Source organism: Amycolatopsis pittospori (assembly GCF_013870525.1).
Classification (GTDB): Bacteria; Actinomycetota; Actinomycetes; order Mycobacteriales; family Pseudonocardiaceae; genus Amycolatopsis; species Amycolatopsis pittospori.
On the sequence record NZ_JACBXD010000045.1, the window covers coordinates 54,624 to 65,035 of the forward strand.

The following is a 10,412-nucleotide window of genomic DNA, read 5'->3' on the forward strand; positions in this document are numbered from 1 at the left end:
TGCTCTGTTCCGAGCGTGGCACCGACCTCGCACCGGTCGCCAGCCCGGAGCGCTGTGAAGAGTTGTGAACGTCCAGAGCCCGCTTGTAAAAGTTGTTACAGTCCCGCTTGTGGAGAAGATGTACGCGGGAGCACGGCTGCGACAGCTGCGTGAAGGCCGGTCCATGACGCAGTCCGAACTGGCACGCCTGCTGGAGATCTCGCCCAGCTACGTCAACCAGCTCGAACACAACGGCAGGCCGCTGACCTTGCCGGTCCTGCTCAAACTCACCGAGACCTTCGGTGTGGACACGGAGTTCTTCGCCGCCCGCGACACGGCGCGCCTGGTCGCCGACGTCCGCGAGGTGTTCGACGACAACACGGTCAGCGGCGCGATCTCCGCCGGTGAGGTCGACGCGCTGACCACCACCCTGCCCGAGGTCGCGCGGACCCTCGTCGCACTGCATCGCCGCTACCGCGAGGCGGTGGAGAACATCGCCACGCTGGTGACCGAACAGGGGCTGGACCGCTCGACGGCGCAGCAGCCGCACGAGGAGATCCGCGACTGGTTCTACCTGCGCCGCAACCACGTCGCCGAACTCGACGCCCCAGCGGAGAAGCTCGCCGCCGGACTACGCCTCCACCCTGGCGAAGTCCGCAATGGACTGACCGCCGGGCTTCTGGACCGCCACGGCGTCAGGGTCATCGCCGAATCCCTCGGCGCCGATCAACATCACTTCGACGCGCGCGAGAAGATCCTGCGCCTCTCCCCCGCCCTGCGCCCCGGCCAGGCCGCGTTCCGGCTCGCGTCCGAGCTCGCACTACTGGAAGCGGGCGACGTCATCGACCGGCTCGTCGACGGCGGGAACTTCAGCGGCGACACCGCCCGAAGGCTCGCGCGGATCGGCTTGGCCAACTACTACGCGGGCGCGCTCGTGCTGCCGTACCGCGTCTTCCTCGGCGCGGCCGAACGGTATCGCTACGACATCACGCGCCTGTCCGACCACTTCGGCGTCGGCTTCGAGACCATCTGCCATCGGCTGTCCACCTTGCAGCGTCCAGGTACCCGCGGTGTCCCGTTCTCCTTCGTCCGGGTCGACCGGGCCGGCAACATCTCGAAACGCCAGTCCGCCACCGGGTTCCACTTCTCCCGTGTCGGCGGATCGTGTCCACTGTGGATCGTCTACGAGGCGTTCGGCTCGCCGGGCCGGATCCTCACCCAAATCGCCGAACTCCCCGACGGCAAGAAGTACTTCTGGCTCGCCCGCACCGTCTCGCGCGCGGCGGGCGGGCACGGCGATCCCGGGAAGACGTTCGCGATCGGACTCGGCTGCGAACTGAGGCACGCCAAGCGCCTCGTCTACTCCGACGGGCTGGCGCTCGGCACCGGCGCGGCGATCACCCCGATCGGCATGGGCTGCAAGGTCTGCGAGCGGCCGGCCTGTCCGCAGCGCGCCTTCCCCGCGATCGGGAAGCCGATGCGCGTCGACGAGCATTCCTCCAGCCTGCTGCCCTATCCGCCGCTCGGCTGACGTCCGGTCGTGAGTGATTCGGGTCGTTAGAACGACCTTTGTCACTCACGAGCTCGACTGAGGCGTACGCCACAACCTCGACATAGTCGGACTTCCTACTTTATGGTGTCCACAGGTCTGCGGTGCAGGGAAGCCGGTGAGAATCCGGTGCGGTCCCGCCACTGTGACCGGGGAGCGGCGCTCCATGAGTACGGCCACTGGCGAAAGCCGGGAAGGCCGGAGCCGTCGTCGATCCGGGAGCCAGGATACCGGCCGCAGGCGTGTCGTGTTCGTCCACGAGGATGGAGCTGAACGCATGCGGATTCTTGCTGCCTGCGCGAAAGACGCCGACCCGCCACAACCAACAGGTTAGCGGCGCGTCCGTACTCCCCTGCCCGGCCACCGATCGTGGTCCTCGGGCGGCTTCGTCCTGCGTACTTTCGCCGAAAGGGCATCCATGAGCACCGAACTCAGTCACTTCGTCGGCGGCAAGCCGGTATCGGGTACTTCCGGTCGCTTCGCCGACGTCTTCGACCCCAGCACCGGCGCCGTCCAGGCCCGCGTTCCGCTGGCGTCGGCCGCCGAGGTCGCCACGGTGGTCACCGACGCGGCACAGGCCCAGCTCGAATGGGCTCGCTGGAACCCGCAGCGCCGCGCCCGCGTGCTGATGAAGTTCGTCGACCTCGTCCGCGCCGAGGAGGATTCCCTCGCCCGGCTGCTGGCCTCCGAACACGGCAAGACCGTCCCCGACGCGCGCGGCGACATCCAGCGCGGCCTCGAAGTGGTCGAGTTCGCCATCGGCATCCCGCATCTGCTCAAGGGCGAGTACAGCGACAGCGCGGGCACCGGGATCGACGTCTATTCGATGCGGCAGCCGCTCGGCGTGGTCGCCGGCATCACCCCGTTCAACTTCCCCGCGATGATCCCGCTGTGGAAGGCCGCTCCGGCGATCGCCTGCGGCAACTCCTTCGTGCTCAAGCCGTCCGAGCGCGACCCGTCGGTCCCGCTGCGGCTGGCCGAGCTCTTCCTCGAAGCCGGTCTGCCGCCGGGCGTGTTCAACGTGGTCAACGGGGACAAGGAAGCCGTCGACGCGCTGCTGACCGATCCTCGTGTCGAGGCCGTCGGCTTCGTGGGCTCGTCGTCGATCGCGGAGTACATCTACACGACCGCCGCCGCGCACGGGAAGCGCGCGCAGTGTTTCGGTGGCGCCAAGAATCACATGATCGTGATGCCGGACGCCGACCTCGACCAGGTCGTCGACGCCCTGATCGGTGCGGGCTACGGCTCGGCGGGCGAACGCTGCATGGCGATCTCCGTCGCCGTCCCGGTCGGCGAGGCGACCGCCGACGCGCTGGCCGCCCGGCTGACCGAACGCGTCAAGACACTCAAGGTCGGAGCGTCCCTCGACGAGACGGCCGACTTCGGCCCGCTGGTCACCGCCGAAGCCGTCCAGCGCGTTCGCGACTACATCGACATCGGCATCGCGGAAGGCGCGGAGCTTCTCGTCGACGGTCGCGGGACCATTGTGGACGGTCACGAGAACGGGTTCTTCCTCGGCGGCTGCCTCTTCGACCGCGTCACCACCGACATGCGCGTCTACCGCGAGGAGATCTTCGGCCCGGTGCTGTCGATCGTGCGGGCCGCCGACTACGAGGAAGCGCTGCGCCTGCCCAGCGAACACGAGTACGGCAACGGCGTCGCGATCTTCACCCGCGACGGCGACACCGCCCGCGACTTCACCTCGCGCGTGAACACCGGGATGGTCGGCGTCAACGTGCCCATCCCGGTCCCGATCGCCTACCACACCTTCGGCGGTTGGAAGCGTTCCGGCTTCGGCGACCTCAACCAGCACGGCCCGGACTCCGTCCGGTTCTACACCAAGACCAAGACCGTCACCTCGCGCTGGCCTTCGGGTACCAAAGAAGGCGCCAGCTTCGTCATCCCGACGATGAACTGAGGCCGCGATGAGACTGACCGACGAACAGCGGGCCTTGCGTGACACCGCGGCGGAGTTCGCCGCGGAGCACCTCGCCCCGCACGCGATCGAATGGGACCAGGCCAAGCATTTCCCGGTCGACGTCCTGCGGAAGGCCGCGCAACTGGGGATGGGCGGCATCTACCTGCCCGAAGACCTCGGAGGTTCCGCGCTCGGCCGGCTCGACGGCGTCCTGGTGTTCGAGGCGCTCGCCACCGGATGCCCGTCGCTGGCCGCGTACATCTCGATCCACAACATGGTCGCGACCATGATCGAGAAGTTCGGCGACGACGCCCAGCGGCATCGGTACCTGCCCCGGATGTCCACGATGGACGCCTTCGGCAGCTACTGCCTCACCGAACCCGACGCCGGTTCCGACGCGGCGGCGCTCTCCACCCGCGCCCGCCGCGACGGCGACCACTACGTGCTCGACGGGGTCAAGCAGTTCATCTCCGGCGCCGGCACCTCCGACGTCCACGTCGTACTCGCCCGCACCGGCGGTCCCGGCGCGCGCGGGATCTCGGCGTTCATCGTCGAACGGGACACGCCGGGCCTGTCCTTCGGCCCCAATGAGATCAAGATGGGCTGGAACGCCCAGCCGACCCGCCAGGTGATCTTCGAGGGCGCCCGGATCCCGGCGTCCGCACTTCTCGGCGGCGAGGGTAACGGGTTCCGGGTCGCGATGTCCGCTTTGGACGGCGGCAGGCTGAACATCTCGGCCTGTTCCCTCGGTGGCGCCGAATCCGCGCTCGGCATGGCCGTCCGGCATCTTTCGGAGCGTTCGGCGTTCGGCACGAAACTGTCCGAGAAGCAGGCGCTGCAGTTCCGGCTCGCCGACATGCGCACCGACCTCGAAGCCGCCCGGACCCTGCTCTGGCGGGCCGCGGACGCGCTCGACCAGGGCGAGGAGACCGCGACCCAGTTGTCGGCGATGGCCAAACGGTTCTGCACCGACACCGGGTTCGAGGTCGCCAACCAGGCGCTGCAACTACACGGCGGCTACGGCTACCTCGCCGAGTACGGGCTGGAGAAGATCGTCCGCGATCTGCGGGTGCACCAGATCCTGGAAGGGACCAACGAAATCATGCGCGTGATCATCTCGCGCCGAATGCTGCAGGAGGCCTCGTGAACGACGTCGGATTCCTCGTCCACAGTGGGATCGGCCGGATCACGCTGAACCGGCCGCGGGCGCTGAACTCGCTCGACCACGACATGGTGCTCGCCATGCTCGACCACCTGGAAGCGTGGCGTTCCGATCCGGCGGTCCGTGCCGTGCTGATCGACGGCGCCGGTGACCGCGGCCTCTGCGCGGGCGGCGACATCCGCGCCATCTACGACGACGCCCGCACCGGCGGCACCGCGTCGTTGCGTTTCTGGGCCGACGAATACCGGCTGAACGCGCTGATCTCGCGCTACCCCAAGCCGTATCTCGCCCTGATGGACGGGCTGGTCATGGGCGGCGGGGTCGGCGTCTCCGCGCACGGTAGCCACCGGATCGTCACCGAACGCTCCCGGATCGGCATGCCCGAGGTCGGTATCGGCTTCGTCCCCGACGTCGGCGGCACCTATCTGCTGTCCCGCGCGCCGGGCGAACTCGGCACGCACATCGCCCTCACCGCGGGATCGATCACCGGCCCCGACGCGATCCACTGCGGACTCGCCGACCACTTCGTCTCCGGTGAACGGATCCCGGACCTGCTCGACGCGCTCGCGTCCCGCACCCCGGACACCGCCCTGGACCTGATCGCCGAACCCGCGCCTCCGAGCGGCCTGGCCGCCGACGCCGAGTGGATCGACCACTGCTACGCGGCGGACACGGTCGAGGAGATCCTGTCCAGGCTCCACGCCGGGGGCGACGCGGCGGCCACCACGGCCAAGGAGATCGAGGCCAAGTCGCCCACCGCGCTGAAGGTGACCCTGCGGGCGCTCCGCACCGCGGCCACGATGCCCGACCTGGAAACCGTGCTGGCGCAGGAATATCGCGTGTCGACGCGCGCGCTGTCCTCGGCCGAGTTCGTCGAGGGCATCCGAGCTCAGATCATCGACAAGGACCGCTCACCCAAGTGGTCACCGGCAACACTGTCCGAAGTGGACGACACGCTGGTCGAGTCCTACTTCGCCGACCTCGGCGATTACGAACTGAGCGGGGTGGCCCGATGACGATCGCCTTCCTCGGCCTGGGCAACATGGGTGCCCCGATGGCCGCCAACCTGGTCGAGTCCGGTGAGACGGTCCGCGGCTACGACCCGGTCCCCACCGCCCGGCCCACCGGTGTGACCCCGTTCGACAGCGCGAGCGCGGCCGTCGCGGAGGCGGACGTCGTGGTGACAATGCTGCCGAGCGGCAGGCACGTCCTCGACTGCTACCAGGAGATCCTGCCGTCCGCGCGGCCCGGGACGTTGTTCGTCGACTGCTCCACGATCGACGTCGCCGATGCCCGACGTGCGGCCGATCTCGTGGTCGCCGCAGGTCACCGCGCCGTCGACGCACCGGTGTCCGGCGGAGTGGTCGGTGCCGAAGCCGGGACGCTGACCTTCATGGTCGGCGGCGACTCGCGGGCCTTCGTCGCCGCGGAGCCGTTCCTTCGTGTCATGGGCGCCCGCGCGATCCACTGTGGAGCGTCCGGCGCCGGTCAGGCGGCGAAGATCTGCAACAACATGATCCTCGGCGTCTCGATGATCGCCGTATCCGAGGCGTTCGCGCTCGGCGAGGAACTCGGCCTCACCCATCAGGCCCTGTTCGACGTCGCCTCGACCGCCTCCGGGCAGTGCTGGGCACTGACCACCAACTGCCCGGTGCCCGGCCCCGTCCCGGCCAGCCCGGCGAACCGCGAGTACGGCGGCGGGTTCGCCAGCGGCCTGATGCTGAAAGACCTGCGCCTGGCCGAATCCGCGGCCCGGGACAACGACGTCGCCACGCTGCTCGGGACCCGGGCGGCCGAACTCTACGCGGCGTTCGTCGAACGGGACGGCCCCGGCCGGGACTTCTCCGCCATCATCACCGCCGTCCGCGACGGCCTCCTCACCAAGGAAACCACCGCATGAGCGAGTACGAGACCATCACCGTCGAGCGAGCGGGCGACCGCGTCGCCCTCATCACCTTGAACCGCCCGAAAGCACTCAACGCGCTGAATCTGCGGGCGATGCGCGAAATCACCGCGGCGGCGGCCGAACTCGGCCAGGATCCCGACGTCGGGGCCATCGTGCTCACCGGTTCGGCCAAGGCCTTCGCGGCCGGAGCCGACATCAAGGAGATGCGGCCGCAGTCGTTCAGCGACGTCTACGCGGCCGACTGGTTCGCCGGCTGGGACGCGCTTTCCCGCGTCCGCGTGCCGCTGATCGCCGCGGTCTCCGGATACGCCCTCGGCGGCGGCTGCGAACTCGCCATGATGTGCGACGTCCTGATCGCCGCCGACACCGCGAAATTCGGCCAGCCGGAGATCACCCTCGGCGTCATCCCGGGTATGGGCGGTTCGCAGCGGCTCACCCGCGCGATCGGCAAGGCCAAGGCGATGGACCTGTGCCTCACCGGGCGCATGATCGACGCCGCCGAGGCCGAGCGGTCGGGCCTCGTTTCCCGCGTCGTGCCCGCCGAAAGCCTGCTCGACGAGGCGCTCGCGGTCGCGGCGAAGATCGCGAGCATGTCCCGACCCGCGGCGATGATGGTCAAGGAAGCCGTCAACCAGGCCTTCGAGTCCGGTCTGGCCGACGGGCTCCGGTTCGAGCGGCGCCTGTTCCACGGCACCTTCGCCACGCACGACCAGAAGGAGGGCATGGCCGCGTTCACCGAGAAGCGCGAGCCGAAGTTCCTTCACTCCTGACCGGTGAGCACCCGGTAGAGCGGCCGCAGCAGGGCGGTCACCGAGGTTCCGTCCACAGTGGCCTTGAGCGGCAGGACCTCGTCGAGCAGCCCCAGGGCGTCCCCGGCCGGCGGCCGTCGCTTGTTGGTGACGTCCCCGGCCGGGCCCCAGCCGAAGAAGTCGTCCATGACCTCGTCGAGTCCCGGCGTCTCGGCTTCCGCTGGCGGAGCCGTGACGCGGGCGCCCGCCAGTCGCCCGATCTCGTCGAGCAACGTCGTCCGCTCGCGTCCGCGGAAGGCGAGGATCGCGAACGGGTCGGTGTCCGCCTCGTCCGCCAACGCGATCAGGGCCGCGACGAGGTGATCGCACGGAACACGGGTGCCGGGGCACGTGCAGTCCAGCGACATCTCCCCGGGCTCCGGGAACAGCGGCACTCCCTCCACGGCGAAGTAGCGCTCGATGTCGTCGGGAACCCGGCCGTCGAGCATGGCCGCCGTCGTGGCCTCGTCGTCGACGATGGCGGCGAGGACCGCCGTCCACACCTGCTTGCCGAACGTCGGGAGACCGATGCGGACCTCGTAGAACCGTTGCCGCGTCACCCGCACCTGAGCGACGGCCGCGCCCGGCCCGACTGTCGACGTAGCGACGCGGCACGGCGGCACGAGTCCTTTGTGGATGCCCAATTCGTCGAGCGCGGGACGGAATCCTTCAGTCATCGGCCGCCTCCCTCCCCAGGGCGAAGACCTCGCGCAACGAGTCGGTGGACAGCTCGGTGAGCCAGTCCTCCCCATCGGTGACGACCAGCCCGGCCAGCGCTTCCTTCTTGGTGATGACGGCGTCGATCCGTTCCTCGATCGTGCCCGGGCAGACGAACTTCCGCACCTGGACGCTCCGCCGCTGGCCGATGCGGAAGGCACGGTCGGTGGCCTGTTCCTCGACCGCCGGATTCCACCACCGGTCCAGGTGCAGGACGTGGGTGGCGGCGGTGAGCGTGAGGCCCGCTCCCCCGGTCTTCAACGACGCCAGCAGGATCGGCGGACCCGTGCCGGACTGGAAGTGCTCGACGATCGAGTCGCGGCGCTGCTGGGACAACCCGCCGTGCAGGTAGGCGATCTTCGCGTTCAGCCTGCTGGAGAGGTGCGGCACGAGCAGGTGGCCGAACTCGGCGAACTGCGTGAAGCACAGCGCGCGATCGCCGGAATCCAGGATCTCCGCCAGGAGTTCTTCGAGCCGGGCGACCTTGCCGGACCGGTTTCCGAGCGGGGAACCGTCGTGCAGCAGATGCGCGGGATGGTTGCAGATCTGCTTGAGTTTGGTGATCGCGGCGAGGATGTTGCCGCGCCGTTTGACCCCGGCACTGTCGGCGATCTTGGTCATCATCTCGTCGACGGTCGCGCGGTAGAGCGTCACCTGCTCGCGGGTGAGCCGGTATTCCTGGAGGATCTCGATCTTCTCGGGCAGGTCGGCGAGCACCGTGGGATCGGTTTTGAGGCGGCGCAAGAGGAACGGCCGGGTCAGCCGGCGCAATTCGGTGGCCGCGGTCAGATCGCCCCGGCGTTCGATGGGGACTTCGAACCGCTCACGGAACTCTTGCCTGCCACCGAGGACGCCGGGGTTGAGCAGATCGGACAGCGACCACAGGTCGGCGAGCCGGTTCTCGACCGGCGTTCCGGTCAGCGCGACCCGGTGACCGGCCGGGATGCGGCGCAACGCCTGCGCCGGACCGGTGTTCTGGTTCTTGACCGCCTGCGCCTCGTCGAGCACGAGCCGGTGCCAGCGGGTGCCCGCGAGTTCTTCGGCGTCGCGGGCGGCGGTCGAGTACGTGGTGACGACGAGATCGGCGGCGCCGATGCGCGCGGTCAGCCGGGTGCCGTGGGCGCGGTCGGCGCCGTGGTGGATGTGGACCCGGAGCTCCGGCGCGAACTTGGCCGCTTCGCGTTGCCACGTCCCGAGCAACGACATCGGGCAGACGAGCAGCGTCGGCCCGCACTCGTCGCGCGCCCGTTCGACCGCTTCGAGCGCGAGAAGCTGGACGGTCTTGCCGAGGCCCATGTCGTCGGCGAGACAGGCGCCGAGCCCGCTCGACGCCATGAACGAGAGCCAGGCGACGCCTCGCTCCTGGTAGGGCCGCAAGGTGGCCAGGAAGGTCGGCGGCAACTCGACCGGTTCGATGGTCTTTTGGATCCGCCCGGCGAGGAAGTCGTCGATCCAGCCGTCGGTCGTGACCTCGGCGACCGGCAGCGGCGCGTCGGTGAACCCGTGGAGTAGGGCGAGCAGATCCGCCGGGGTGGGCAGCGGCGGCTTCTCGCGATCCGGGTCGCGGCGCAGGTACTCGAGACCGGCGCGCAGCAGTTCGGGATCTACGCTCACCCAGCGGCCACGCAGCCGCACCAAGGACGACTTCGCGGCGGCGAGACCGGCCAGCTCCTCGTCGGTCAGCGCGTCCTCCCCGACCGCGAGCGACCAGCGATACGAGGCGAGCTGATGACGGCCGAGCCGGTGCACGGCGGCCTGGTCGACGGGCGCGCCGCGGACCGACAGTTTGAGCGCGAGCTTCCGCCTGCCACCCCAGCTCGCCGGGAGCTGGACGTCGAATCCGGCCGCGACCAGCCGTTCCGCACCGCCGTCGAGGAATTCCACGGTTTCGGCGACGGTGAGGTCGTAGAGGCCGGGCTTGTCCATCCGGACCGCCGGGTCGAGCAAGGGCAGCGTTTCCGCGGCTCGCTCCAGTTCGGCGGTGAAGAGACCCTCGGGGTCGGTGAACTTCGCGCCCGCCTTACCGGACCAGACGTCCTCGGCCGGGAGCAGAAGACTGGGATCGGCCGCGGAGCGCAGGAGGAAACGCAGCTGCCACTTGGTCCCGTCGCCGGTCTGGTCGTCGGGGTCGTCGGCCGGGCCGTACAGGGTGGGGACCTCGTCGAGCCGGAGGCAGACGGTGCCCTCGGTGAGGTCGGTGTCGCCGACGGAATCCCAGGCCGCGATGCCCTCGGCGACGATCCCCATCCGTCCCGGTGCTTGGTCGACCCGGTCGTCCGCGGTCTTCAGCGCGTGGAGCCACGATCCGAACGGTCCCTCGCGACCGTCGCTTTCGGTGGCGAAGCCCGCGGCGGCCAGCCGATCGCGGACGGCGGCGTCGACCAGGGTGCGGA

At 69.5% G+C, this 10,412-nt stretch carries 8 protein-coding genes and 1 riboswitch; of the genes, 6 read left to right on the forward strand and 2 right to left on the reverse strand.

Translation table 11 applies throughout. The features are described from left to right. Positions 1-109: 109 nt before the first annotated feature. The 6 genes from H5J31_RS24095 to H5J31_RS24120 all read left to right on the forward strand — a co-directional run bounded on the left by H5J31_RS24095 (position 110) and on the right by H5J31_RS24120 (position 7,284). Positions 110-1,510 (forward strand): short-chain fatty acyl-CoA regulator family protein, encoded by a 1,401-nt coding sequence (locus H5J31_RS24095; protein WP_181774909.1) that lies wholly within the window; start codon positions 110-112, stop codon positions 1,508-1,510. A 103-nt stretch (positions 1,511-1,613) separates the two neighbouring features. Then, a riboswitch (cobalamin riboswitch) is annotated at positions 1,614-1,781 on the forward strand. Between the two features lie 165 nt (positions 1,782-1,946). Further along, positions 1,947-3,446 (forward strand): CoA-acylating methylmalonate-semialdehyde dehydrogenase, encoded by a 1,500-nt coding sequence (locus tag H5J31_RS24100; protein ID WP_181774910.1) that lies wholly within the window; start codon positions 1,947-1,949, stop codon positions 3,444-3,446. Between the two features lie 7 nt (positions 3,447-3,453). Next, positions 3,454-4,593: an acyl-CoA dehydrogenase family protein gene (locus H5J31_RS39945; RefSeq protein ID WP_181774911.1), complete on the forward strand. Its 1,140-nt coding sequence runs from the start codon at positions 3,454-3,456 to the stop codon at positions 4,591-4,593. After that, positions 4,590-5,624 (forward strand): enoyl-CoA hydratase/isomerase family protein, encoded by a 1,035-nt coding sequence (locus H5J31_RS24110; protein ID WP_181774912.1) that lies wholly within the window; start codon positions 4,590-4,592, stop codon positions 5,622-5,624. The genes H5J31_RS39945 and H5J31_RS24110 overlap by 4 nt, the downstream gene beginning before the upstream one ends. After that, positions 5,621-6,508 carry a 3-hydroxyisobutyrate dehydrogenase gene (gene mmsB, locus H5J31_RS24115; RefSeq protein WP_181774913.1) on the forward strand — a complete coding sequence of 296 codons (888 nt, stop codon included), beginning with the start codon at positions 5,621-5,623 and terminating at the stop codon, positions 6,506-6,508. The genes H5J31_RS24110 and mmsB overlap by 4 nt, the downstream gene beginning before the upstream one ends. Beyond that, the gene (locus H5J31_RS24120) at positions 6,505-7,284 is read left to right on the forward strand and encodes an enoyl-CoA hydratase (protein WP_181774914.1); all 780 of its coding nucleotides are present in this window, start codon (positions 6,505-6,507) and stop codon (positions 7,282-7,284) included. The genes mmsB and H5J31_RS24120 overlap by 4 nt, the downstream gene beginning before the upstream one ends. Here the strand turns inward: H5J31_RS24120 and H5J31_RS24125 are convergent. Continuing rightward, positions 7,275-7,979: an SWIM zinc finger family protein gene (locus H5J31_RS24125; RefSeq protein WP_181774915.1), complete on the reverse strand. Its 705-nt coding sequence runs from the start codon at positions 7,977-7,979 to the stop codon at positions 7,275-7,277. The genes H5J31_RS24120 and H5J31_RS24125 overlap by 10 nt on opposite strands. Further along, positions 7,972-10,412: DEAD/DEAH box helicase (locus H5J31_RS24130; RefSeq protein ID WP_181774916.1), on the reverse strand; the 2,441-nt coding region annotated here is incomplete at its 5' end. The genes H5J31_RS24130 and H5J31_RS24125, both read right to left, overlap by 8 nt.

Excerpts from the sequence above, each read along its gene's own strand:
- H5J31_RS24100 (WP_181774910.1), top strand. The coding sequence starts at position 1,947 with ATGAGCACCGAACTCAGTCACTTCGTCGGCGGCAAGCCGGTATCGGGT.
- H5J31_RS39945 (WP_181774911.1), top strand. The coding sequence starts at position 3,454 with ATGAGACTGACCGACGAACAGCGGGCCTTGCGTGACACCGCGGCGGAG.
- mmsB (WP_181774913.1), top strand. The coding sequence starts at position 5,621 with ATGACGATCGCCTTCCTCGGCCTGGGCAACATGGGTGCCCCGATGGCC.
- H5J31_RS24120 (WP_181774914.1), top strand. The coding sequence starts at position 6,505 with ATGAGCGAGTACGAGACCATCACCGTCGAGCGAGCGGGCGACCGCGTC.
- H5J31_RS24125 (WP_181774915.1), bottom strand. The coding sequence starts at position 7,979 with ATGACTGAAGGATTCCGTCCCGCGCTCGACGAATTGGGCATCCACAAA.